Annotated in this window: 21 protein-coding genes and 1 tRNA gene; 12 read left to right on the forward strand and 10 right to left on the reverse strand. The window is 67.1% G+C overall.

The window, feature by feature from the left end; genetic code table 11:
- Positions 1 to 24: 24 nt before the first annotated feature.
- Positions 25 to 573, reverse strand: coding sequence for a cysteine dioxygenase family protein (locus tag C2U31_RS08835; protein WP_103272504.1), 549 nt, complete (start codon positions 571 to 573; stop codon positions 25 to 27).
- A 212-nt stretch (positions 574 to 785) separates the two neighbouring features.
- Between C2U31_RS08835 and C2U31_RS08840 the strand changes: the two genes are divergently transcribed.
- The 4 genes from C2U31_RS08840 to C2U31_RS08855 all read left to right on the forward strand — a co-directional run bounded on the left by C2U31_RS08840 (position 786) and on the right by C2U31_RS08855 (position 4364).
- Positions 786 to 1568 (forward strand): SDR family oxidoreductase, encoded by a 783-nt coding sequence (locus C2U31_RS08840; RefSeq protein WP_103276317.1) that lies wholly within the window; start codon positions 786 to 788, stop codon positions 1566 to 1568.
- Positions 1569 to 1780: 212 nt separating this feature from the next.
- The gene (locus C2U31_RS08845) at positions 1781 to 3040 is read left to right on the forward strand and encodes a D-amino acid dehydrogenase (RefSeq protein WP_103272505.1); all 1260 of its coding nucleotides are present in this window, start codon (positions 1781 to 1783) and stop codon (positions 3038 to 3040) included.
- 38 nt (positions 3041 to 3078) lie between these two features.
- Complete coding sequence (locus C2U31_RS08850) at positions 3079 to 3537, forward strand: Lrp/AsnC family transcriptional regulator (RefSeq protein ID WP_103272506.1); 459 nt, start codon at positions 3079 to 3081, stop codon at positions 3535 to 3537.
- Positions 3538 to 3731: 194 nt separating this feature from the next.
- Entirely contained in the window at positions 3732 to 4364 is a 633-nt protein-coding gene (locus C2U31_RS08855) for a gamma-glutamylcyclotransferase (protein WP_103272507.1), read from the forward strand.
- Between the two features lie 19 nt (positions 4365 to 4383).
- Here the strand turns inward: C2U31_RS08855 and pagP are convergent, their stop codons facing one another.
- From pagP to C2U31_RS08875, 4 genes are all read right to left on the reverse strand, one after another.
- Entirely contained in the window at positions 4384 to 4938 is a 555-nt protein-coding gene (gene pagP, locus C2U31_RS08860; RefSeq protein ID WP_103272508.1) for a lipid IV(A) palmitoyltransferase PagP, read from the reverse strand.
- 135 nt (positions 4939 to 5073) lie between these two features.
- On the reverse strand, positions 5074 to 6546 hold the full coding sequence (mgtE, locus tag C2U31_RS08865) for a magnesium transporter (protein ID WP_103272509.1): 1473 nt from the start codon (positions 6544 to 6546) through the stop codon (positions 5074 to 5076).
- Positions 6547 to 6556: 10 nt separating this feature from the next.
- Positions 6557 to 6967 carry an acyl-CoA thioesterase gene (locus tag C2U31_RS08870; RefSeq protein ID WP_103272510.1) on the reverse strand — a complete coding sequence of 137 codons (411 nt, stop codon included), beginning with the start codon at positions 6965 to 6967 and terminating at the stop codon, positions 6557 to 6559.
- Between the two features lie 92 nt (positions 6968 to 7059).
- Positions 7060 to 8145 (reverse strand): YeiH family protein, encoded by a 1086-nt coding sequence (locus C2U31_RS08875; protein WP_103272511.1) that lies wholly within the window; start codon positions 8143 to 8145, stop codon positions 7060 to 7062.
- 122 nt (positions 8146 to 8267) lie between these two features.
- Here C2U31_RS08875 and C2U31_RS08880 point away from each other — a divergent pair, with 122 nt between their 5' ends.
- A complete protein-coding gene (locus tag C2U31_RS08880; protein WP_103272512.1) occupies positions 8268 to 9161 on the forward strand; it encodes a LysR family transcriptional regulator in 894 nt (297 codons plus the stop codon).
- A gap of 63 nt (positions 9162 to 9224) precedes the next feature.
- Here the strand turns inward: C2U31_RS08880 and C2U31_RS08885 are convergent, their stop codons facing one another.
- Entirely contained in the window at positions 9225 to 10427 is a 1203-nt protein-coding gene (locus C2U31_RS08885; protein WP_103272513.1) for a M20 aminoacylase family protein, read from the reverse strand.
- 77 nt (positions 10428 to 10504) lie between these two features.
- Here C2U31_RS08885 and C2U31_RS08890 point away from each other — a divergent pair, with 77 nt between their 5' ends.
- Positions 10505 to 12199 (forward strand): AMP-binding protein, encoded by a 1695-nt coding sequence (locus C2U31_RS08890; protein WP_199770975.1) that lies wholly within the window; start codon positions 10505 to 10507, stop codon positions 12197 to 12199.
- A gap of 13 nt (positions 12200 to 12212) precedes the next feature.
- On the opposite strand, the gene C2U31_RS08895 is transcribed toward C2U31_RS08890, so the two are convergent.
- Positions 12213 to 13088, reverse strand: coding sequence for an inositol monophosphatase family protein (locus C2U31_RS08895; RefSeq protein ID WP_103272515.1), 876 nt, complete (start codon positions 13086 to 13088; stop codon positions 12213 to 12215).
- A 167-nt stretch (positions 13089 to 13255) separates the two neighbouring features.
- On the opposite strand from C2U31_RS08895, the gene mnmC reads away from it, so the two are divergent.
- The 6 genes from mnmC to C2U31_RS08925 all read left to right on the forward strand — a co-directional run bounded on the left by mnmC (position 13256) and on the right by C2U31_RS08925 (position 20701).
- On the forward strand, positions 13256 to 15136 hold the full coding sequence (mnmC, locus tag C2U31_RS08900) for an FAD-dependent 5-carboxymethylaminomethyl-2-thiouridine(34) oxidoreductase MnmC (RefSeq protein ID WP_103272516.1): 1881 nt from the start codon (positions 13256 to 13258) through the stop codon (positions 15134 to 15136).
- A 281-nt stretch (positions 15137 to 15417) separates the two neighbouring features.
- Positions 15418 to 17643: a TIM-barrel domain-containing protein gene (locus C2U31_RS08905; protein WP_103272517.1), complete on the forward strand. Its 2226-nt coding sequence runs from the start codon at positions 15418 to 15420 to the stop codon at positions 17641 to 17643.
- 235 nt (positions 17644 to 17878) lie between these two features.
- Entirely contained in the window at positions 17879 to 18967 is a 1089-nt protein-coding gene (locus tag C2U31_RS08910) for a methionine ABC transporter ATP-binding protein (RefSeq protein WP_103272518.1), read from the forward strand.
- Positions 18924 to 19577 carry a methionine ABC transporter permease gene (locus tag C2U31_RS08915; RefSeq protein ID WP_103272519.1) on the forward strand — a complete coding sequence of 218 codons (654 nt, stop codon included), beginning with the start codon at positions 18924 to 18926 and terminating at the stop codon, positions 19575 to 19577. The genes C2U31_RS08910 and C2U31_RS08915 overlap by 44 nt, the downstream gene beginning before the upstream one ends.
- Positions 19578 to 19618: 41 nt before the next feature.
- The gene (locus C2U31_RS08920) at positions 19619 to 20416 is read left to right on the forward strand and encodes a MetQ/NlpA family ABC transporter substrate-binding protein (RefSeq protein ID WP_103272520.1); all 798 of its coding nucleotides are present in this window, start codon (positions 19619 to 19621) and stop codon (positions 20414 to 20416) included.
- Positions 20417 to 20625: 209 nt separating this feature from the next.
- A tRNA-Lys gene (locus C2U31_RS08925) sits at positions 20626 to 20701 on the forward strand.
- 175 nt (positions 20702 to 20876) lie between these two features.
- Here the strand turns inward: C2U31_RS08925 and C2U31_RS08930 are convergent.
- From C2U31_RS08930 to C2U31_RS08940, 3 genes are all read right to left on the reverse strand, one after another.
- On the reverse strand, positions 20877 to 21167 hold the full coding sequence (locus C2U31_RS08930; RefSeq protein ID WP_103272521.1) for an MSHA biogenesis protein MshH: 291 nt from the start codon (positions 21165 to 21167) through the stop codon (positions 20877 to 20879).
- Between the two features lie 265 nt (positions 21168 to 21432).
- On the reverse strand, positions 21433 to 21852 hold the full coding sequence (locus C2U31_RS08935; RefSeq protein WP_103272522.1) for a hypothetical protein: 420 nt from the start codon (positions 21850 to 21852) through the stop codon (positions 21433 to 21435).
- The gene (locus C2U31_RS08940; protein ID WP_103272523.1) at positions 21849 to 22289 is read right to left on the reverse strand and encodes a Fur family transcriptional regulator; all 441 of its coding nucleotides are present in this window, start codon (positions 22287 to 22289) and stop codon (positions 21849 to 21851) included. Before C2U31_RS08940 ends, C2U31_RS08935 begins: the two co-directional genes overlap by 4 nt.
- Positions 22290 to 22615: the final 326 nt, after the last annotated feature.

Here is a 22615-nt window from a genome sequence, read left to right on the forward strand (position 1 = left end):
GTGCGAGGAAGGCGTTCGGCGGAATCAGCGCCTGGGCGACGCGTCCAGCACCTTGTCGATCAGATGATTCACGCCGCTGCAGATATCGGCCTGATCGACGCCGTAGATGTGCAGCGAGATGGCGACTTCGGGACTGGCGTTGCCCAGCCTGTGGATCTGGTGCAGGCCCTGCGTGGCCGTGACGATGTCGCCCGGCCGGCGCGTGGTTCCGCCGCAAGCAATGGCGGCGGATGCCTCCGCGTCCCAGCGGTAGTGGGTTTCGGACAGCTCGCCCTGCAAAACCTGATAGGTGCACCAGGTCTTGTGGCCATGCACGGGACTGAACTGCCCCTGGCGCCAGACCAGGTAGGCGATGGTGAAGGCGCCGTGCGGATCCGCGTAGGCGATGTGCCGCATGTAGGATTCGGCACGGCCGGCGCGCAGCGCGTCGGGCAGGCCCTGCAGGATGCCATTGGCGCTGGCGACGCTGGAGGCCAGGTCGCGCAGCAGCGCGCGGGCCGCGTTCATCTGCGCGGTTTGAACCGACTCGCACAGCGTGCGCAGATCGGGGCAGGCAGTTTGGACGTCGGACATGGGATCGGTCGCGGTGTGGACAGACCTTCATCTTAGGGATTCGGGCTGGAATGCCTTTGCCAAATCGGCGGATGAGGCGGCGAAGATTAGAAAAAAATTCCACGCCGTCCGCGGGGGCGCGCTCCTATACTGATTGGCTTCGGCCGCAGACAGCCGGCCATGCAGCAAGCCCGCCAGACAGGCGATGCGGCATGGACCGGCAAGGGGAAAGCATGGATCTGGGAATCAAGGGCAGGACGGCGCTGGTGTTCGGCGGCAGCCGTGGCATGGGGCGCGCCTGCGCGCAGCAACTGGCGCGCGAGGGCGTGTCCGTGACGATCGCGGCGCGCAATCCCGAGCGGCTGGAACAGGCCGCCGCCGAGATCGCGCGCGAAACCGGCATTGGCGTGGGCTGGGTCTCGGCCGACCTGACGCAGCCGGCCGGACGCGACGCGGCCATCGCCGCCTGCCCGCATCCGGACATCCTGATCAACAACGCCGATGGGCCGCTGCCCGGAGATTTCCGCGACTGGTCGCACGAGGACTGGGTCGCCGCCCTGGACGCCATGATGCTCGGTCCCATCGACATGATCCGGCGCGTGGTCGACGGCATGGTCGAGCGCCGCTTCGGGCGCATCGTCAACATCGTGTCGCGCAGCGTCAAGGCGCCGCACGCCGAGCTGGGTCTGTCCAATGGCGCGCGCTCCGGCTTGATCGGTTTCGTCGGCGGCGTCGCGCGCCAGACCGTGCGGCACAACGTCACCATCAACAACCTGCTGCCGGGCGTTTTCGCCACCGACGCGCAGGCCCGCCACATCCGGGGCATGATGGACCAGTTCCCGGGCAAGAGCTTCGAGCAGGTCTGGGACGAGCGCGGGCGTTCCAATCCGGCGGGCCGCTATGGCGAGCCCGAAGAGCTGGGCGCTTTGTGCGCCTATGTTTGTTCCGCCCAGGCCGGCTATCTGACCGCGCAGAACATCCTGCTCGACGGCGGTGGCTATCCCGGAGTGTATTAGGTCTAGGTCCCCCCCGAAGCGCTGCGCGCTTCCCCCCAGGGGGCGCCGGTGGCGGACCGGCGGAGCCGGATCCGCGCGGCCCCGATTGGGGGCGGCCGTGCCGGGGGGGCGCAGTGCCCGGTGGCGCCAGCATTGCCGTTTTCTTGGCAGGATCGGGGCGGACACCGTGCCGAGGATGATGGTGCGACATTGAGGACGAGGAAAGGACATTCATGAAAGTGCTGGTGTTGGGCGCTGGCGTCGCGGGTGTGGCGGCGGCCTACTATCTGTGGCGGGACGGGCATGAGGTCGTCGTGGCGGACCGCCAGCCGGCCGCCGCGCGCGAGACCAGCTTCGGCAACGCGGGCGGGCTGTGCCCCAGCTTCGCCGGGCCCTGGGCCGCACCGGGCATGATCGGCAAGGTGCTGAAGATGTCCCTGCAGCGCAATTCTGCCATCCGTTTCTCGCTGTCGCCCGAGCCGCGCAAGCTGGCCTGGCTGGCGCGCTGGATGGGGCAGTGCAATGCCGAGCGATTTCGCGTCAACAAGCTGCGCATGCAGCGGGTGGCGCACTACAGCTTTGCCTGCCTGAAGGAGATCGCCGGCGCGGGACTGCCCATCGATTTCGATTTCCATCAGGATGGCACGCTGCAACTGTTCCGCGACGAGGCCGGCCTGAAGGCGGTTCCCGGCATCACCCGCGCGCTGGATGAATTCGAAGTGCCGTGGCGTTTCCTCGAGGGGGCCGACGCGGCCAGCGTCGAGCCGGCGCTGGCGCACACGCGCGCGTCCATCGCGGGCGCGCTGTTCCTGCCGGCGGACGGCTCCGGCGACAGCTACAAGTTCGCCACCGGGATGAGCGCCTACCTGCAAGGTCAGGGCGTGGACTTCCGCTATGGGGTCCAGATCCGGCGCCTGGCCGGGCAGGGAGGACGCATTGCCGGCGTCGAGACGGATCAGGGCACGCTGACGGCCGATGCCTATGTGGTGGCGCTGGGCGGTCAAAGCCCCTTCCTGCTGCGACCGCTGGGGATGACGCTGCCCATCTATCCGCTCAAGGGCTATTCCATTACCGCCGACGTGACCGATGCGGGTCGCGCGCCGCAGGCCGCCATCATGGATGAGCACAACAAGGTGATGATCTCGCGGCTGGGCTCGCGGATCCGGGCCGCGGGCATGGCCGAATTGAAGGGTTATGGCTTGGAGGTGGACGCGGGGCGGGTGGCGTTCCTGACGTCCGTGGTGCGCGAGTGGTTTCCACAGGGCATCGCGCTGGACCGGGCCCAGCCCTGGGCCGGGTTGCGGCCGATGACACCGGACGGCCCGGCCATCCTGGGCCGGACGCGCTACGACAACCTGTTCCTGGACTGCGGCCACGGCTCCAATGGCTGGACGCAGGCATGCGGAACGGGCAAGATTGTGGCCGACATCGTCGCCGGCCGGCCGCCGGAGGTGGACATGGAAGGCCTGACGGCGGAGCGCTACGCGTCATGACCCGGTCCGCCGGTGCGTTGGAAAGTCGAGGAAAGGGCATGGACCAGACAGACATCAAGATTCTCGCGCTGCTGCAAAAGGACGCGACCTGTTCCGTGGCCGAGATCGCCGAGCAGGTGAACCTGTCCGTCACGCCGTGCTGGCGGCGCATCCAGAAGCTCAAGGACGACGGCGTCATCGCGCGCAACACGATCCTGCTGGACCCGAAGGCGCTGGGCCTGAACCTGACCGTGTTCGTGTCCATCAAGACCAGCCAGCACAACGCCAAGTGGACGCAGAGCCTGATCAACGCGGTGATGGCGCTGCCCAATGTGGTCGAGTTCCACCGCATGGCGGGCGATATCGATTACCTGCTCAAGGTCGTGGTCGAGGACATGGCTGCCTACGACCGCTTCTATCGCCGCCTCATCGACGCGGTGGACCTGCTGGACGTGAGCGCCAGCTTCTCGATGGAAGTCATCAAGAGCACGACCGAGCTGCCGCTGGACGCGGTCTGACGGCCGGTTTCGCGCCCGGAAAGGGGCTGAAATCCGTTCGCGCAATTTTTTTTCTCTCAGGGCCCCGTCCGCGAAACACAAATTTCTTTCGGTGCGTTGCTTAAGCCTTATCTCGCAATGCTTTTGCGCACGGCCCGGCGTAGGATATCGCCCATTCCCCGGATGGGAATGAATCGGGATATCAAAGGGTCCTCATGGCTTTGGCAGTACCCGCCGCCGGCGATTGCGCCGGTCTGGCTCAGTCGCAGCAATCCCCGGCCCGGCGCGCGGCGTCGGTGGACGATCTCCTGACCGATTGGAACGGCAGCGAGGATCTCTGGGTCTTTGCCTACGGTTCCCTGATCTGGCATCCCGGCTTTGCCTGGCGCGAGCGGCGGCTGGCGACGGTGCGCGGCTATCACCGGTCCCTTTGCCTGTGGTCGCACGATCATCGCGGCTCGCCGGACAATCCCGGCCTGGTGTTCGGCCTGGATCGAGGCGGCTGTTGCCGTGGGGTGGCCTTCCAGATCGCCGCCAGCGACGTGCGGACGGTCTTCGAGATGCTCTGGCGCCGCGAGATGGTGACGGGCGCCTATTGCCCGCGCTGGCTGACCTGCCATACCAAGGAAGCGCCCGTGCGCGGGCTGGTGTTCCTGCTCAACCGCGCCTGCCAGGAATACGCGGCCGACGTCAGCGACGACCGCCTGCTGGCGTCGGTGCGCAACGCGGTGGGCCATTCCGGCCCGTGCCTGGACTATGTGATCGAAACCGAGCGCGCATTGCGCGCGCACGGCATCGACGATATGCGCCTGGGCGAGCTGGTGCGACGCCTGGGCCAGCCTTGCTGAAACCCCCTGTCTCTGGCCGTCAGAAGGACCAGCGGCCGAACATGAACAGCACGTTGCCGTTGCCCTTGCCGCCGGGAATGTAGGTGGCGTAGAGCATGGCGTCCTTGTAGCCGGCCGAGACCAGCGGCAACACGCCGGGGAAGGGGATGTAATGCATGATGTCCTGGCGCGAGGTCAGGAACACGGTGTAGCCGGCGCCCAGGCGGAAATTCTCGCTGACCCGGCCGATCTTCAGGAAGCCGTAGCCGGCGATCGGCTGGACCTTGCTGTGTGAGTCCAGGAAGGCCATGCCATACAGGCCCTGCCAGTCTCCGTCCTCGTCGTAGATGCTGCGGCCGTAGCCGCCGCCCCAGGCGCGCTCGTTGAAGCTGCGGATCTTCTCCGCGCTGTACATGGAGCGGTTGTGCCAGGAATAGCCGCTGATATAGAGGTCGTTGTTGCCTTCGGACCAGATCTGGTCTAGCCGGGCACAGGCCGATTGCGCCCAGGAGGGCAGGTTGTCACAAGCCTGGGCGCTGACGGTGAAAACCGAGAGCGCCAAGCCAAGCAAGGCAATCCGGAGTCTGGCGATCATTGCAGGGATAGGCGAAGAAAATGACAAGCCTATTACTGTACTTGATGATCTAGGGTTTTCCCTGTCGGTTTTCTGTCAAGATTGGTCAATAAGTGTGCAGTGCAGCTGTTTTCAGCCAAGTCTGTTGGGCTGGCGCTACAGCAGGAAAAGCGTGGCCAGCCCCAGGAAAATAAAGAAGCCCAGCGAGTCGGTGGCGAAGGTCAGCAGCACTGACGAGCCCATGGCGGGATCCTTGCCGAAACGCGCGCGCACCATGGGCACCAGCACGCCGACCGAGGCGCCGACCAGCATGTTGCAGATCATTGCGGCCATCATCACGAAGGCGATGGCGAAGGAATGCGAAATCGCCCAGGCGAACAGCGCCGCCACCAGACTGCCGCACAGTCCTACCATCAGCGTGACGAACAGCTCGCGCTTGACCAGCTGCCAGAGGTTGCGTCCGGTGATCCGGCCCATCGCCAGCGCCCGGATGATCAGGGTCATGGTCTGGTTGCCCGAGTTGCCGCCGATGCCGGCGACGATGGACATCAGGAAGGCCAGGATCACGATCTGGCTGACCGTGCCCTCGAACTGCGACGCCACGAACGAAGCCGTGGCGGCGGTACAGAGATTGAACAGCAGCCAGGGCGCGCGGTTGCGCAACGCGGTGGACACGGGGGCGAAGATGTCCTCTTCCTGCAGACCGGCGCGCGACAGCGCCTGCTCCTGCGAGTCTTCGCGCATCACATCCACCACGTCGGCGATGGTGACGCGGCCGATCAGACGGCCCTGGTCGTCCATCACGGGAGCCGAAACCAGGTCATAGCGTTCGAAGGCGCCGGCCGCGTCGGCGTCCGAATCCAGCGGATTGAGCGTCAGGAAGTCGGAATTCATGACCGCCCGCACCTCGGTTTCCGGTTCGCTGACCAGCAGGCGCGACAGCGGCAGGATGCCCTGCAGCTTGTCCTGGCGATCGACCACGAAGATCTGGTCGGTATGGTCGGGCAGTTCGTGCAGGCGGCGCAGGTAGCGCAGCACGACCTCCAGCGTCACGTCCTCGCGCACCCGGACCATCTCGAAGTCCATGATGGCGCCCACGCTGTCCTCCGGATAGCCCATGGCTTCCAGCAGCTGCGCCCGTTCTTCCTCGGTCAGGCCCTTCTGGACTTCCGCCACCACGTCGGGCGGCAGGTCCGGCGCCAGGTCGGCCAGCTCGTCGGCGTCCATGTTGCCGGTCGCCGCCACCAGGTCCTGGCGGTCCATCGCCTCGATCAGCGATTCGCGGACCCAGTCCTCGACCTCGAGCAGCACGTCGGCGTCGTGTTCGGGGCTGACCAGCTTCCAGATCGTCTGCCGTTCGTCCTTGGGCAGCGATTCGAGGATGAAGGCGATGTCGGCCGGATGCAGGCCGTCCAGCAGCGTCTTGAGCTCGGCTTCGTGCTGCCGGTGAACCAGGTCCTCGACCAGGTTGGCCTTGGCGTCGCCTTCTTCCTGGCGATGCACCAGGTCGGCGACCAGCTGCTGGCGACGCAGGCGTTCCTGCACTTCGGCCAGGGCGTGCTGGGCGTCTTCCGGGTCGAGGCGGCGGGGCGTCGCGGGCAGCTTGTGCGCGGCGGCGGATGGCGTCATGCGTTACGGCTCAAAGTTTGGGTAGGGGGCGGCTGCGGCGGGCTTCGTCGGTGGCGACGTAGGTCAGGACGGCCTCGGTGACCTTGACGACTTCGGCGTCCAGCCGCTGGCGCTCGGCATAGACTTCGACGGACACCGTGATCGAGGTGTTGCCGGTCTTGACGATGGCGGCGTAGAAGCTGAGCAGGTCGCCCACGAACACGGGCTCCTTGAACTGGAAGGCGTTGACCGCCACCGTGGCCACGCGGCCCGCGGCGCGGCGCGCCGCCGGGATCGAACCGGCGATGTCCACTTGCGACATGATCCAGCCGCCGAACACGTCCCCGTGGATATTGGCGTCCGCCGGCATCGGCATGACGCGCAGCACGGCGTCGCGATTGGCGGGCAGGGTGGTGAAGGGGGTGGGGGTGCTGGAGGACATGCGGCTGGCTCCAATGCCTGGAAACCAGCCGATTATGCAGGAAAAACAAGACCGCGGCGCGCGCGCCGCGGTCGTTGCGGGCCGGGCCCGGCTCAGGACGCCAGCTTGACGATGCCGTAGCCGCCGACCAGCAGCCAGACGTACAGGATCAGGCCCAGGGCCATGACGCGGGGGCCGGCCTTCTTGATCTGCGCGAAGCGGGTTTCGATGCCCAGCGCCGTCATGGCCATGGTCAGCGCGAACACGTCCAGGCGGCGCAGCGCGGCCACGGCGTCCGCCGGCAGGATGTTCAGCGAATTGATGATGGCCAGCGCCAGGAAACCGATGGCGAACCAGGGGATGGGCAGCTTGGCGCCCTTGCCCTGGCCGCCGGCGTGGCTGGCGGCGTTGCGCAGGTACATGCCCAGCACCAGCAGCACCGGCACCAGCAGGGCCACGCGGGTCATCTTGACGATGGTGGCGACTTCGGTGGTGGCCGGGTCCACGTTGCTGGCCGCGCCCACGACTTGGGCGACTTCATGGATGGTGCCGCCGATGTAGATGCCCAGCGCCTGGGTGTCCAGGTTGAGCCAGCCGGCGTGGTAGAGCACCGGGTACAGGAACATGGACAGCGTGCCGAACAGCACCACGGTGGCAACGGCGACCGCGCTCTTGTGGGGCGCCGAGCGCAGGGTGGGCTCGAAGGCCAGCACGGCGGCCGCGCCGCAGATGGCGCTGCCGGCAGAGGTCAGCATGGCGGTGTCGCGGTCCAGGCCCAGCAGGCGCTGGCCGACCACGGTGCCGATCAGCAGGGTGCCCAGCACCACGGCCACGGAAACCGCCAGGCCGGGCAGGCCCACGGCCACGATCTGCTGGATGCTGATGTTCAGGCCATAAAAGGCCACGGCGATGCGCAGCAGCCGGCGGGCGGTGAAGTTCACGCCCACGCCCCAGTCCGCCGGCATGGTGCCGCGCAAGAAATTGCCGTAGAGCATGCCGCAGACGATGCCGACCACCAGCGGCGAGAAACCCATGTGCCGGATGGCGGGCAGGTCCGCCAGCTGCATCACGGCGGCGGCCATCAGGCCGACGAACAGGACGCCGTTGAGTTTGTCGCGCCAGGGCGTGGCGGCGGGGGCGGCCGCGTGGGCGGCGGGCGAGGCGGGAAGCGGGGCGGCGGTGCTGGTCGAAGCGCTCATGGCGGGCCTTCTGGAATATCTAAATAACTGGGTGGAATATTAGATTTGCCACTATTATTTGAAAAATCTTTATTTTGAATATTTAATATCGGAAATTCTGATATTTAAGCGGCCATGCTCTTATGACCCCAGACCAGCTGCTCACCTTCGCCTGTGTGGCCGACACCGGCAACATCAGTCGCGCGGCGCAGACGCTGCACCTGTCGCAGCCGGCGGTGTCGGGCCAGTTGCGCATGCTGCAGGAGTGGTTCGGCGAGCCGCTATACCGCCGCAGCGGCCATGGCATCGCGCTGACCGAGGCCGGCGAGCGACTGGCCGAGCAGGCCCGCCAATTGCGCCAGGTGTACCGGCAGGCGCAGGCCGTGCGCGAATCCTGGCGCGGGCTGGAGACGGGCGTGCTGCGCCTGGGCGCCAGCACCACGCCGGCCAGCTACCTGCTGCCGCGACTGGTGGCCGAATTCCGGCAGGCGTTTCCGGCCGTGAGCCTGCACTTGTCGGATGGCAACACGCGCGAAATCGTCGAGCGGCTGCCCGTTCTGGACCTGGCTTTCATCGAGGGCGACGTGCCCGCCGGACTGCCGGCAGACACGGCCGTGCATGCCTGGCGCCAGGATGAAGTGGTGGCGATCGTGCGCGCCGACCATGCGTTGTCGGGCAAGGGCGCCGTGACCCTGCGCGACCTGGCCGCGTCGCCGCTGGTCATGCGCGAACCGGGTTCGGGGGTGCGGCGGCTGGTCGAGCGCGCTTTCGCCGATGCCGGCCTTACGCCGTCGGTGGGGTTGGAACTGGCGGGCGTGGAAGGGGTGAAGCAGGCGGTGCGCGCCGGATTGGGCGTGGGCTTCGTGTCGGTGATGTCGATGCGGCACGAGGACGGCGCGCTGGCCGCGTTGCGGCTGCTGCCCCGGCCGTTGACCCGCACGCTGAGCATCCTGGTGCCGCACGCGGATGCCGCGGCACGTGCCGCCGGGCGCTTCCTGGCGATGTGCATGGCGATCGGGCCGGCGGACGGCGCCTAGGACTGCGCGCCGCGCGCTGCATCAGGGGCCCGGTCCCAGCCGGGCCGCCTGACGGACCTGATTTCAGGCCTGCGGCTTGGCCAGGCGCTGCAGCGCCAGCTGGACCCAATAGGTGCCGCCCAGCGGCAGCAGTTCGTCGTTGAAGTCGTAGCTGCCGTTGTGCAGCATGCACGGCCCCAGTCCGTGGCCGTGGGCGCGATGCTCGCCCATGCCGTTGCCGATCCAGACGTAGCAGCCGGGCAGTTCCTGCAGCATGAAGGCGAAGTCCTCGGCGCCCATGGTGGGCTGGACGTGGTCGTCGACCATGTCCTCGCCGACGATGCCGCGCAGCACCTCGGCGCAGAAGGCGGCTTCGTCGGGATGGTTGATGGTGGGCGGGTAGTTGCGCTGGAACTTGAATTCCACTTCGCAGTCCATCGCCGCGCAGGTGTGGCGGGCGATCTCTTCCATACGGCGTTCGATCAGATCCAGCACGTCCAGCGTGAAGGTGCGCACCGTGCCGCGCAGCTCGGCGTGGTTGGGCACCACATTGTCGGCGCTGCCGGCGTGAATCTGGGTGATGCTCAGCACCGCGGCGTCGAGCGGGTTGCGGTTGCGCGTGATGATGGTCTGCAGCGATTGCGCCATCTGCACCGCCGCCATGACCGGGTCGATGCCCAGGTTGGGCATGCCGGCGTGCGTGCCCTTGCCCTTGATGACGATCGAGAACTCGTTGCTGGACGCCATGATGGGGCCGGGCGTCAGGCCGAACTTGCCGGGCGGCATGCCGGGCCAGTTGTGCATGCCGAACACGGCTTCCATCGGGAAGCGCGTGAACAGCCCGTCGTCGATCATGCGCTTGGCGCCGCCGCCGCCTTCCTCGGCCGGCTGGAAGATCACGTAGACCGTGCCGGCGAAATCGCGGTGCTGCGACAGGTAGCGGGCCGCGGCCAGCAGCATGGCCGTGTGGCCGTCGTGGCCGCAGGCGTGCATCTTGCCTTCGTGCTGGCTGGCGTGGGCGAAGGTGTTCGCTTCCTGCATGGGCAGCGCGTCCATGTCGGCGCGCAGGCCGACCGCGCGCTCGCCGGGGAGCTTGCCGCGGATGATGCCGACCACGCCGGTGCCGCCCAGGCCGCGATCGATCTCGATGCCCCATTCCTCAAGCTTGGCCGCGACGACGTCGGCGGTGCGGAACTCTTCAAAAGCCAGTTCGGGATGCGCGTGGATGTCGCGCCGGATGCCGGCGATATCGTTGTGCCAGGCGACGATGGGTTCGAGCAGTTTCATGGGGAAAATTCGGGGGACGAAAGGGAACTCAACAAGGGTATCATCATTCGAAAATCGAATTAATGGAGGCAAACACTATGGCTCGTCCGTGGCTCGCGCACTATCCGCAAGGTGTTCCCCAAGAGATTTCCACCGAGGGCTATGCCTCGCTGGTCGATTTGCTGGACAGGGCCTGCCAGCGCCATGCGGCCCGAACCGCCTGCACGGCGATGGGCACCGACATCAGCTACGCCCAGCTCGACGCGCATGCCCGCGCCTTCGCCGCGTGGCTGCAGTCGTTGAACCTGCCCAAGGGGTCGCGCGTCGCGCTGATGATGCCCAACGTGCCGGCCTACCTGGTGAGCATGCTGGGCGCGCTGCGGGCCGGCCATATCGTCGTCAACGTCAATCCGCTGTACACGGCCGAAGAGCTGCAGCGCCAGCTGCTGGACAGCGGCGCCTCGGTCATCGTGATCCTGGAGAACTTCGCGCGCACGCTGCAGAACGTGCGCGCTCGCGGCGAGCTCAAGCACATCGTCGTGACCGGTCCCGGCGACCTGCTGGGCGGACTCAAGGCGCCGCTGGTCAACTTCGTGGCGCGCTATATCAAGAAGATCGTGCCGGCTTGGCAGATCGACGGCGCGCGCATGCTGCCGGCGGTCCTGGCCGACGGCGCGCGGCGGCCGTTCACGCCTCCGGCGCTGTCGATGGACGACGTGGCCGTGTTGCAATACACCGGCGGCACCACCGGCGTGCCCAAGGGCGCCATGCTGTCGCATCGCAACCTGACCGCCAATGTGCTGCAGACCGAGGCCGTGGCCCAGCCCGTGATCCACGACCTGGCGGACCGCCAGCTCACCATCCTGAGCGCGCTGCCGCTGTATCACGTGTTCGCGATGACGGTTTGCGGTCTTTACGGCCTGCATGCGGGCATGCGCAACGTGCTCATCATCAATCCGCGCGACCAGCCTTCGCTGATCAATGCCTGGCGCAAGGTGCCCATCAATCTGTTCCCCGGCGTCAATACGCTGTTTAACGCGCTGGCGCACAACGAGGACTTCGCCAAGCTGGACTTTTCCGTGCTGCGGCTGACGCTGGGCGGCGGCATGGCGGTGCAGCAGGCGGTGGCCGAGCGCTGGCTGAAGATCACCGGACGGCCCCTGATCGAAGGCTACGGCCTGTCCGAGACCTCGCCGGTGGCCACGGTGAATCCCACCGACGCCACCGCCTATTCCGGGTCCATCGGCCTGCCGCTGCCGTCCACCGACGTGGCCATCCTGGACGACGCGGGCAACGAGGTGCCGCTGGGCGAGCGCGGCGAGGTCGGCATCCGCGGGCCGCAGGTCATGCTGGGCTACTGGCGCAAGCCGGAAGAGACGCGCCAGTCCATGACGGCCGACGGCTACTTCCGCACCGGCGACATCGGCATCATGGACGAGCAGGGCTACACGCGCATCGTCGATCGCAAGAAGGACATGATCGCGGTGTCCGGTTTCAAGGTCTATCCGAACGAAGTCGAGGCTGCCGTGGCCCAGCATCCGGGCGTGCTGGAATGCGCGGCCATCGGCGTGCCGGACGAACACTCGGGCGAGGCCGTGAAGGTCTTCGTCGTGAAGAAGGATCCGTCGCTGACCGAGGAGCAGGTGCAGCAGTGGTGCAAGGACAAGCTCACGGGCTACAAGCGGCCGCGCTATGTGGAGTTCCGCGATGAGCTGCCCAAGAGCAACGTGGGCAAGATCCTGCGCCGCGAGCTGCGGCCCGACGTCGAGGCGGCGGCCAGGCCCGCGGCCTGAGCCGGGCGCAGGTTCAGTCTGGCTTGTCCAGGTGCGGGGCGATCATTTCATGCAGGGCCTGGCCGATGGCGGCGTTGCCCGCCACGACCCGGCCGCCGATCGGCCAGGAGTCGCGCTTGTGCATGTCTGAGCACATGCCGCCGGATTCGCGCACCAGCAGCGTGCCGGCGGCCACATCCCAGGGCGCCAGCCCCATTTCCCAGTAGCCGTCATAGCGGCCGCAGGCCGTCCAGGCCAGGTCCAGCGCGGCCGCGCCCATGCGGCGCACGCCGCGCGCGCGATTGATGGCGTCATGCAGCATGGGCATGTATTGCCCGGCGAAGGAAAAGTCGCGGAAAGGGAAGCCGGTGGCCAGCACCGCGTCATCCAGCGTCTGCGTGCGCGAGCACGAGATGCGCCGGCCGTTGAGCCATGCACCCAGGCCGTAGACGGCGGTGAACAGTTCTTCGCGGCAGGGGTCGTAGACCACGCCAACCACCGGCGCGTCCTCGGCCAGCGGCTGGCCGGCAGACACCGATGCGCCGGCGTGCGCGATCAATGCGATGGAAACTGCGTAGTGGGGGATGTCATGCAGGAAATTGGTGGTGCCATCCAGCGGGTCGATGTACCAGGTGGCGCTGCCTTGGGCCTGTCCGCCGGTTTCCTCGGCCACGATGCCGAATTGCGGCGTGCGCGCGCGCAGCTCCTGGATAATGGCGGCTTCGGCTTCGCGGTCCGCCTGTGACACCAGATCGTTGCGCGCCTTGCGATCGATCACGAGATCGGCGCGGTGATGCGCGTAGGATTGCAGGATGGCGGCGCCGGCGTGCGCGGCGGTGACCGCCGCGTCGATCGTGGCGCACAGGTCTATGGGCGAACCCATCGAGCGGGGCTGATCGTAGGTATCCATGCGGCCAGTTTACGCCCCGCATGCGTCAGCCTTGTTGCGTCCGGCCCCAAAACCGCGCCGCGCGTGGCGCGCATCCAACGTCTGCGCCGCGTGGCCGGGCCGCGCGGGGCCGTCGCGCCGTCCGATAATTCGCGTCATTCCCGAATCTGCTTGAATCCTGGTCCCTCATGTCTTCGTCCTATGTTCCCCTGGCGCCGGCGACGGTTGCCCTCGATGCCGAAGGCCGGCTCTACAGTCCGGCCTATGGCGACGTCTACCATTCGCCGGCGGGGGCGCTGGGCCAGGCCGAGCATGTATTCCTGCGGGGCAATGGCCTGCCGGAACGCTGGCGCGGCAGGGATGCCTTCACGGTCTGCGAGACCGGGTTCGGGCTGGGCCTGAATTTCCTGGCGCTGTGGCGGGCATGGCGCGACGACCCGGCGCGCAGCGCGGCGCTGCACGTGCTGGCGGTCGAAGGCCATCCCTTCGCTCCGGCGGATCTGGCCGCGCTGTTGGCGCGCCACGCGCCCGGGCCGCTGGCCGGCCTGGCGCGCGAGCTGGCGGCCCAATGGCCGCTGCCGCTGCCTGGCTTGCATCGGCTCGAATTCGACGGCGGGGCCGTCACGCTGACCTTGGCCTTTGGCGAGGCGCAAACGGTGGCGCCGCGTTTGGACGCCTGCGTGGATGCGTATTTCCTGGATGGTTTTGCGCCCGGGCGCAACCCGCGCATGTGGGAACCGGCGCTGCTGCGCGAACTGGCCGCCATGGCAGCGCCGGGCGCGACCCTGGCCACCTGGGCCTGCACCGGCGAGCTGCGTCGGGCATTGTCCGAATCCGGTTTCGACGCGCGCCGTGAAACCGGCTATGGCGGCAAGTGGCACATGACGGTCGCCACCGCCAGGGCAGAGGGCGCGCGGGCCGCGCAGGCGCGCGCCCGCATCCGGCCGCGCGGCCACGCCGTCGTGGTGGGCGCAGGCCTGGCCGGCGCCGGCATCGCGCAGGGGTTGGCGCTACGCGGTTGGCGCGTGACCGTGCTGGACGCCGCTCGTGCCGGTGGCGTGGCAGCGCATGCCGGTCACATGGCGGCGGCGCTGACGCCGGTGGTGGCGCGTGACGACAATGCGCGCGCCCGGCTGTCGCGCGCGGGCAGCGCGCGGGCGCTGGCGCGTTGGCGCGACTTGCCCGAGGGCGCCGCACCGCGCGTCTGCGGCACGGTGCAATTGGAGCGCGACGAAGGGCGCGCGGCGGCGCTGGCGGGCACCTTGGAAACGTTGGCGTTTCCCGCCGAGTGGGTGCGGCAGGTTGATCGCGATGAAGCCGGCGCGCTGGCCGGCATGCCGGTGGCGCGCGGCGGCGCGTATTTCGCGCAGGGCATGCTGATGCAGCCGGGCCGCCTGATCGAAACCCTGCTGGCCTTGCCCGGCGTGACGGTGCTGCCGGCGCAGGTCGCGCGCGTCCATCAGGATGGCGGGCAATGGCAGGCGCTGGACGCGGCGGGCCGGGAACTGGCGCGCGCGGACACGATGATCCTGGCCAACGCGGCCGGCGCCCGCGGTGTGTTGGACGCCAGCGGACTGCTGGAGCCCTGGCTGCCGCGCGTGGCGCAGATGCACGCGCTGGCCGGCGAGGTCACGCTGCTGCCCGCCGCGGCGCTGGAGGGCGGACCGCGTTGCATCATTGGCGGCGAGGGCTATCTGTTGCCCGATACCGGCGAGGGCTGCGTGGCCGGCAGCACCTATGTCCATGGCGCGGAACAGGCGCTGATCAGCGCAGAGGGGCAGCAGGTCACGTTGGGCAAGGCCGCCGGCTTGCTGGGCGCCGTCGGTCCGGCCTGGAATGCGCTGACGCCCGGCAGCCTGCCCGGTTGGGCGGGGTGGCGGGCGGTTCTGCCCGGCCGCCTGCCCGCCGTGGGGGAATTGGCCCATGCCCCGGGACTATGGATGGCCGCGGGCTATGCCTCGCGCGGCCTGTCCTGGTCCGCGCTCATGGGAGACCTGATCGGCGCCCGCCTGATGGGCGAACCTTCGCCGCTGGAGCGGGATCTGGCCGGATTGGTGACGCCTCGATGAAGGGCGATGCAAAAGAGGGGTAATTCCTATTGTGACAGGCCGTTATTGACGGCCAGTCACGAAAATTGCGTGGATTTGCCGCAAGATGGGCCCGGTTTCATAGGGCGTGGCAGCGTTTGCGAGGTGCCCGGACGTGCCGGGCCGGGGACCGATGTCAGGCTTTTACGGCCCTTTTTTTGTATGAATTGGTCGCCCAAAAGAGGGACCGAGTTTATTTCAAAGCCCAAATCCGTCAAAATAACGACTTTTGATGGTTTTTGGCTTAAGCCGGGGGATGCTCTGTGCCGCCCAAGTTCGACTTTGCCCATACTACCCAGCTCGATACCATCGAGCTGTTGACGTCTCGCCCCAGTCGCATCGATTTCGACGCGGGCGATGGGTTGCATCTGGTAGTCGAGGCGCATGCGCCTGGAGTTTTCCGCCTGCGCTTCGGCGAGGCGAGTCTGCTCAATGATGACAAGCCGGGCGCGCGTGCGCGCGCCGTCGCGGAAATGCTGCTCGCGCGCCAGGAGGCCGTGGGCGAGTCCACGATCAGTCCGCGCGACGACGGCGACGGCTGGCGTATCGCGCAAGGAGACGTGACACTCGAGGTCCGCTCCAATCCGGTGCGCGTGGCGCTGTACCGCGGCGAGACCAAGGTCTTCGAGTCCGAGGTGTCCGCGCATACGCCCGCATTCGGCCACAATGCGCTGGATGACACCGAGGCGGCCGCCTGGACCGCCGGTTTCACGCTGGGCGCCAACGAGCGCGTCTACGGCCTGGGCGAAACCCCGGGCGACCTGAACCGGCGCGAAGAATCCGTCGTGTCCGACGATCCCGAGCACCGCGCGCTGCCCCTGGCCTGGAGCCCGCAAGGCTGGGGCGTCTATGTGAACACCATGCGCCGCGTCGAGCACGCGGTGGGCGCCGCGCCGGCGGAGTCGGCCTATGTGCTGACCGTCGACGACGCCGTGCTGGACCTGTTCCTGTTCGCCGGCGAGCCGGGCGAGATCCTGAACCAGTACACCGCGCTGACCGGCCGCGCCGGCCAGCCCGTGCTCTGGGCGATGGGCGCCTGGCTGCAGCAGGCCAGCGGCGAGATGCCCACGCAGACGGTGGCCTTGCTGGCGCGCATGCGCGAGAACCAGATTCCGGTCGACGCCGTGACGCTGGCCCAGCCGGCGGCCTGGGGCTTCCTGTCCGACAAGACCGTGTTCGAATGGGACGCCCAGCGCTTCCCGGATGCCAAGCAGATGCTGGCCCTGTTCCACAAGCACAACGTGCATGTGGCGGCCTCCGGCTTTCCGGGCGTGCTCAAGAGCAGCCCGCTGTTCGAGGAACTGGAAGACCGGGGCTGGCTGCTGTCGAAGGACGACGGCTCGGCGCAGGTGTTCGACGGTATTCCCGCGACGTCCGGCCAGCCTTACGGCCTGCTGGACCTGACCTACCGCGACATCTATAACCTCTGGGTCGAACGTCATCGCCAGCTGATCGAGGACGGGCTCGACGCGCCCGCCTGCGACGCGCAGATCGCCATTCCCGACGGCGTGAATGCGCGCAACGGCGAGACCGGCGCGGCGCTGCGCAGCATGTATCCCCTGCTGGTGCGGCGCGCGCTGTTCGATGCCGTGGCCGGCCTGAAGGTGCCGCCCGAGGGCGTGGTGCCCAGTTCCGATCTGTTCCCCGCGGCGCAGCGCCTGCCCTGGCAGACGGGCCCGCAGGCTGAAAACAGCTGGGACGGCCTGCGCCACACGTTGCGCACCGCCTTGTCGATCGGCGCCAGCGGCGTGCCCGTGCAGGTGCACGGCATCGGTTCGGCCTCGCGCGATCTGGCGGGCATGACGCCCGAGCTGTACCTGCGCTGGCTGGCCATGGGTGTGTTCTCCGCGAACTTCTCGTTCCAGGGCGTGAACGGCCTGATGCCCTGGGATTTCGGCGACGAGGTCCTGGCGCATGTCCGCACCTGGATGCAGTGGCGTTATCGCCTGGTGCCCTATGTGCTGGGCGCGATCGAGGATTCCGCGCGCACGGGCCTGCCGGTGCAGCGCTCGATGGCGCTGTCCTTCCCCAACGACGAGCATGCCCACGATTGGGATCTGCAATACCTGCTGGGCCCGGCCCTGCTGGTGGCGCCGATCACCGAGCCCGGCAAGAGCGTGCGGGTGTACCTGCCCAAGGGCGACGCCTGGTGGGACCTGAACACGGGCCATCGCTACGAAGGCGGCACCACCTGGACGCTGGAGTGCGAACTGGGCCAGTTCCCGGTGTTCGGCCGCGAAGGCCACATGCTCTGTCTCGGCCCCGCCGCCCAGCATACGGGCGAGTTCAACTCGGCCCGCATCCTGGACGAGGTCTGGATGTTCGGCATGCCGGTGCACAACCCCGTTGTCATGCGCAACAAGATCCGTGTCATGCAGATGCAGGGCTCGAGCTACATCAAGGGCCTGGAAGGCTTGCGCATCTCGCCGTCCGAGGGGCTGGAGGTCAAGCGCCGCGGCGCCGAGGTCCGTATCTCGCGGGCGCGCTGAGCGACAGGGGCTGCGGCCGGACAGGTCGGCGCCCCCGGTTTTCCGCGCAACGCAAGCCGCGCTGAACAAGGGCAGTCAGGAAGGCTTTCCTTCCCGACTGCCCTTTGCCCTTGATGCGCGGACGTCGCGCTCATGTTTGCTAGCGCTGCTGGCAAATTCTATATTTCTTGTAGTTATAAAAAATGAAAAATACGGTCGTTCTCTTTAGAAGAGAAAAGATACAGAATCGCCTGCCATGATTCACATCGAGAACCTTTCCAAGACCTACGCCACGCCGCATGGCCTGTTCCAGGCCCTGCGCGGCATCAACCTGCACATCGAGCAGGGCGAGGTCTTCGGCATCATTGGTCCCAGCGGCGCTGGCAAGAGCACGCTGGTCCAGTGCATCAATTTGCTGGAGCGGCCGAATGAGGGCTCGATCGCCATCGGCGGCCAGCCGTTGACCGGCCTGGGCGAAGCGCAGCTGCGCGCGCAGCGCCGTCGCATCGGCATGGTGTTCCAGGGGTTCAACCTGCTGTCGCGCCGTACTGTGTACGGCAACGTCGCGCTGCCGCTGGAAATCGCCGGCGTGCCCAAGAGCGAGATCCCGGCGCGCGTGGAGCGCCTGCTGGCCCTGGTCGGCCTGGAGCACCTGCGCGACCGCTATCCCAGCCAGATCAGCGGCGGCCAGAAGCAGCGCGTGGGCATCGCGCGCGCGCTGGCCAATGACCCGGACGTGCTGCTCAGCGACGAGGCCACCTCGGCGCTGGATCCCGAAACCACGCACAACATCCTGGCCTTGCTGCGCGACATCAATCGCAAGACCGGCGTGACCGTGGTCATGATCACGCACCAGATGGAAGTGGTGCGCGAGGTCTGCGACCGCGTGGCCGTGCTGTCGCAAGGCGAAGTGGTGGAGATGGGCAGCACGCGCGAAGTGTTCGCGCAGCCGCGCCACGAAGTCACCCGCGCCATGGTGTCGGCGGCCACCGCGTCCGATCTGACCGACGCTACGCTGGCCGCCGCCAAGCAGCGCATCGAAACACTGGCCGCCGCCCAGCCTGGCCAGGCCGTGCGCCTGCTGCGCCTGTCGCTGACCGGCAATGACGCCTCGGGCGCCTTCCTATCCGATCTGTCCCGCCAGTTCTCGCTGGACGTGGGATTGGTGCAGGCCCGTGTAGAAGATATCCAGGGCGTGGCCGTGGGCACGATGTTCGTGCTGGTCCAAGGCGCGCCCGCCGCGGTCAAGGACGCCGTCGCGGCGCTGGCCGCCCGTGACATTACCGTTGAAGAAATTGCTCATGAGCCCGCAACTGATCGACCTGCTTATTACGTCGCTGCTTGACACCCTGCTGATGGTGGGGGTGGCCAGCGCCATCGCGGTGTTGATCGGCATCCCGCTCGGCGTGACGCTGACCGTCACGGCGCGTGGCGCCATGCTGGAAAACCAGCCGGTCAACCACGTGCTGGGCGCCATCATCAACGCCACGCGCTCGGTGCCCTTCGTGATCCTGATGGTCGCCATCATTCCGTTCACGCGGCTGGTGGCGCAGACCTCGATCGGCACCACCGCCGCCATCGTGCCGCTGTCGGTCGCGGCCATTCCCTTCATGGCCCGCATCGCCGAGAACGCCATGCGCGAAGTCGATCCGGGCCTGGTCACGGCGGCGCGCGCCATGGGCGCCTCGCCCATGCAGATCATCGTCAAGGTGCTGCTGCCCGAGGCGCTGCCCGGCCTGATCGCCGCCACCATCGTCACCATCGTCAGCCTGATCGGCTATTCCGCCATGGCGGGCGCGATCGGCGGCGGCGGCCTGGGCGACCTGGCCATCCGCTACGGCTACCAGCGTTTCCAGACCGAGGTCATGGCGGCGGTGGTGGTGGTGCTGATCGTGCTGGTGCAGGCCATCCAGAGCTTCGGCGACCGTCTCGTGCGCCGGCTCTCGCACCGCTGAGCCCATTCTTTCCTACTTCCGACATTCGGGATATTCGCAACATGAGCATCAAGGTTTTGAAGTCGTTGGCCGCGTTCGCCCTGGGCGCCGCCGTGTTTGCCCAGCCCGCGCTGGCGCAGGACAAACCGCTGAAAGTCGGCGTGACCGCCGGCCCGCATGCGCAGATCTTCGAAGTGGTGCAGCAGGAAGCCGCCAAGCAGGGCCTGAACATCCAGATCATCGAGTTCTCCGACTACGTGCAGCCCAACGTGGCGCTATCCTCGGGCGACCTGGACCTGAACAGCTACCAGCACCAGCCTTACCTGGACAACGCCAATGCCGACCGGGGCTACAAGCTGGTCAGCATCGCCAAGACCGTGATCTTCCCGATCGGCATCTACAGCAAGAAGATCAAGTCGCTGTCCGAGCTGAAGGAAGGCGCGCGCATCGGCCTGCCCAACGATCCGACCAATGGCGGCCGCGCGCTCCTGCTGCTGCAGGCCAACGGCCTGATCAAGCTGCGTCCGGAAGCCGGCCTGAAGGCGACGCCGATCGACGTGATCGAGAATCCCAGGAAGCTGCGCTTCATCGAACTGGACGCCGCCCAGCTGCCGCGCTCGCTGGACGACACCGACGCCTCGGCTGTCAACACCAACTTCGCGCTCGAAGCCGGCCTGAACCCGGCCAAGGACGCGATCGCCCAGGAGTCGCCGGACTCACCTTACGCCAACGTGCTGGTGGTGCGCGAGAAGGACAAGGACCGTCCGGAGTTCGCCAAGCTGGTGTCGGTCTATCACAGCGCCGCGGTCAAGCAGTTCATCGAGACCAAGTACAAGGGCGCCGTGGTGGCGGCCTGGTAAGTCCAGAACGGGTCTCGCGGCCGGGATTGCCTGGCCGCCGATTCGACTGCGCCCCCAAGGCACAGGCGGCAAGCCTGGTCCTGGGGGCGTTTTTCATGACTGGGCGGGAGAGCGCCTCCTGGCGCTGGCCTGGCATGTTGCGCTGATCTTACGGTCGCCGGATTCTTTGACAAGATCGGGCAAATCGGCCATAATTTCTGGCTTCGGTCGGGTTGTTAGCTCAGTCGGTAGAGCAGCGGACTTTTAATCCGTTGGTCGCGAGTTCGAGTCTCGCACAACCCACCACCCCGAATTTCAGCGTATGCCGGGCTCTGTTCCTGGGCGATGCACTGGTGAGGTTGACGATGACGCCGCTCTCTTTGAGAGCGGCGTTTTCTTTTTGGAGCGCGCTGGTCGGGGGCAAATCCAGGGGCAAATTCGAGGTAACAACCCCCGGCATGGCGGAGCCAGGTCAAGCGCTTCAGGACAACAGCCGAGGCCGCATCGCCGCCGTCAGGTCATGCAGGCTCAGCCCGCAGCTGCGCGCGCGTTCGGACAGTGCGGCGCTGTGCTCGAGCGCGCGCTGGCTCTCGGCCAGCAGTACGTCCAACTGTTCTTCCAGCGTGGCGGCCATGGTCCAGGCGTGTTCGGCGAACTGGGAAAAGAAGCCTTCGGCGCAGGTCCTGCAGATCGCGGTGCCGTTTTTCTCCAGCAGCGGAGCGCCTTGCGCAAGCGTCGATAGGCAGAAGGCACAGGCGAGGGCGCGGCTCATGCGTTGAACGGCTCGTGAAATGGGTTGTCGGAAGTGCCCTGCGGCCAGGGCACTTACCAACAACGGCGCGGGCCGCCGACTCTTAAGGCCGGGAAGACGAGGATGACTTGCTCCTGTGCCCCAGCGCGGCTTTGCCAGGTTTTGGCAATTCCCGGGCGATTGTGCGAGTCGCACGCGCGAGACGGGCAAAAAAACGCGCCCCGAAGGACGCGTTGCAAATGCCGGGCCTGTGGCCCGGCCAGGGGGTTGGGTTGAGCCGGACGCTTCAGCTCAGGTTGAAGCCGCCCGGGCCGGCCTGGCCCAGCACTTCGCGGGCGCACTGCATGGCTTCGGTGGCACTGGCGACCGCCAGGAACGGCATGTCGAAGGCACGCGCCATCTTCTCGGCGCGCTTGCGGATCTTCTCCAGCGCCTCAGCGTCCCGCTCCACCGCGATGAAAGCGCGGCAGCGCGCGCGCAGTCGCGGCATGTTCGTCGTCTGCCATTCCACCATCGCCTTGCGGTCTTCGTGTCCGGCTTCCTGCCGCATGTCGGGCACCACCAAGACGAAAGGCTGAGGGTTGTTCACCAGCATCTCCATTTCGCGTATCCAGCTGGCGGAATAGCCATCCGGGGCGCCGCCGTGCTTGGCGGTCACGATGGGGAAGTGGGACAGGTCGTGAAAGAAAAACTGATCTCGGTTCATTCGAATTCTCCGTGAAGGTGGGCGGCGGCGCCCTTGCGGCATCCGCAACCGCCGTAGAGCACCAGGCTGTAGGACTCCAGCGCGAAGCCGCTGCGCCTGGCGATGTCTCCGACCAGCCGCGACATCGAGGGATCGCTGGATTCCAGGATCCGGCCGCAATGCGTGCAGACCATGTGGTCGTGGTGCCCCTTGTCGTTTATTTCGTACACGGTGGTGTGCGCGTCGAGCTGCGTGCGCTTGAGCAGCCCGGCTTCCTCGAGTTGCGTGATCACCCGGTACACCGTGGCCAGGCCGATGTTGCTGCGGTCGGCGATCAGGCTGCGGTAGAGGTCCGCCGCGCTCATGTGCTCGCCCGCGTGTTGATGGAAGATGTCCAGGATCTTCAGGCGCGGATAGGTGGCCTTGATGCCTGCATCGCGCAATCGGGTGTGGTCCATGTGGGTTCTCCAGTCAGGGTAGGGCCGGCCTGATGAGAATGATGTCTATTTTCAAAATTTCCCGCTAACGGGATCCCGTCAATCAGTAGCGCAAACCTGCCAATCTCGATTGCGAGCGTATGCGGAGGGGTGGCGCGTGAATCGGGGGACAGTATCGGAACTCAAGCGAACTTCAGGTCAAGCATGTCGCAGCGGATGGACCACGCGATGTCTGCGCATGCGCAAGGCCCTGGGCCGTGCCCGCCAGGCGCCATCCGGGCGTGGGCACATGACGGCTTGCGTGGAATGCCGAGAAGATGAGAATGATGTACATTTGCATATCATCC

The sequence above is a fragment of the Achromobacter sp. AONIH1 genome (assembly GCF_002902905.1).
Taxonomy (GTDB): domain Bacteria; phylum Pseudomonadota; class Gammaproteobacteria; order Burkholderiales; family Burkholderiaceae_B; genus Achromobacter.

What these genes read in the sequence shown, in the direction of transcription:
- C2U31_RS08845 (WP_103272505.1), top strand. Translation starts at nt 1,781, where the DNA reads ATGAAAGTGCTGGTGTTGGGCGCTGGCGTCGCGGGTGTGGCGGCGGCC.
- C2U31_RS08870 (WP_103272510.1), bottom strand. Translation starts at nt 6,967, where the DNA reads ATGTCCTCCAGCACCCCCACCCCCTTCACCACCCTGCCCGCCAATCGC.
- mgtE (WP_103272509.1), bottom strand. Translation starts at nt 6,546, where the DNA reads ATGACGCCATCCGCCGCCGCGCACAAGCTGCCCGCGACGCCCCGCCGC.
- C2U31_RS08910 (WP_103272518.1), top strand. Translation starts at nt 17,879, where the DNA reads ATGATTCACATCGAGAACCTTTCCAAGACCTACGCCACGCCGCATGGC.
- C2U31_RS08920 (WP_103272520.1), top strand. Translation starts at nt 19,619, where the DNA reads ATGAGCATCAAGGTTTTGAAGTCGTTGGCCGCGTTCGCCCTGGGCGCC.
- C2U31_RS08855 (WP_103272507.1), top strand. Translation starts at nt 3,732, where the DNA reads ATGGCTTTGGCAGTACCCGCCGCCGGCGATTGCGCCGGTCTGGCTCAG.
- C2U31_RS08915 (WP_103272519.1), top strand. Translation starts at nt 18,924, where the DNA reads ATGAGCCCGCAACTGATCGACCTGCTTATTACGTCGCTGCTTGACACC.
- C2U31_RS08835 (WP_103272504.1), bottom strand. Translation starts at nt 573, where the DNA reads ATGTCCGACGTCCAAACTGCCTGCCCCGATCTGCGCACGCTGTGCGAG.
- C2U31_RS08850 (WP_103272506.1), top strand. Translation starts at nt 3,079, where the DNA reads ATGGACCAGACAGACATCAAGATTCTCGCGCTGCTGCAAAAGGACGCG.
- C2U31_RS08885 (WP_103272513.1), bottom strand. Translation starts at nt 10,427, where the DNA reads ATGAAACTGCTCGAACCCATCGTCGCCTGGCACAACGATATCGCCGGC.
- C2U31_RS08880 (WP_103272512.1), top strand. Translation starts at nt 8,268, where the DNA reads ATGACCCCAGACCAGCTGCTCACCTTCGCCTGTGTGGCCGACACCGGC.
- pagP (WP_103272508.1), bottom strand. Translation starts at nt 4,938, where the DNA reads ATGATCGCCAGACTCCGGATTGCCTTGCTTGGCTTGGCGCTCTCGGTT.
- C2U31_RS08935 (WP_103272522.1), bottom strand. Translation starts at nt 21,852, where the DNA reads ATGAACCGAGATCAGTTTTTCTTTCACGACCTGTCCCACTTCCCCATC.
- C2U31_RS08875 (WP_103272511.1), bottom strand. Translation starts at nt 8,145, where the DNA reads ATGAGCGCTTCGACCAGCACCGCCGCCCCGCTTCCCGCCTCGCCCGCC.
- C2U31_RS08940 (WP_103272523.1), bottom strand. Translation starts at nt 22,289, where the DNA reads ATGGACCACACCCGATTGCGCGATGCAGGCATCAAGGCCACCTATCCG.
- mnmC (WP_103272516.1), top strand. Translation starts at nt 13,256, where the DNA reads ATGTCTTCGTCCTATGTTCCCCTGGCGCCGGCGACGGTTGCCCTCGAT.
- C2U31_RS08890 (WP_199770975.1), top strand. Translation starts at nt 10,505, where the DNA reads ATGGCTCGTCCGTGGCTCGCGCACTATCCGCAAGGTGTTCCCCAAGAG.
- C2U31_RS08895 (WP_103272515.1), bottom strand. Translation starts at nt 13,088, where the DNA reads ATGGATACCTACGATCAGCCCCGCTCGATGGGTTCGCCCATAGACCTG.
- C2U31_RS08930 (WP_103272521.1), bottom strand. Translation starts at nt 21,167, where the DNA reads ATGAGCCGCGCCCTCGCCTGTGCCTTCTGCCTATCGACGCTTGCGCAA.
- C2U31_RS08840 (WP_103276317.1), top strand. Translation starts at nt 786, where the DNA reads ATGGATCTGGGAATCAAGGGCAGGACGGCGCTGGTGTTCGGCGGCAGC.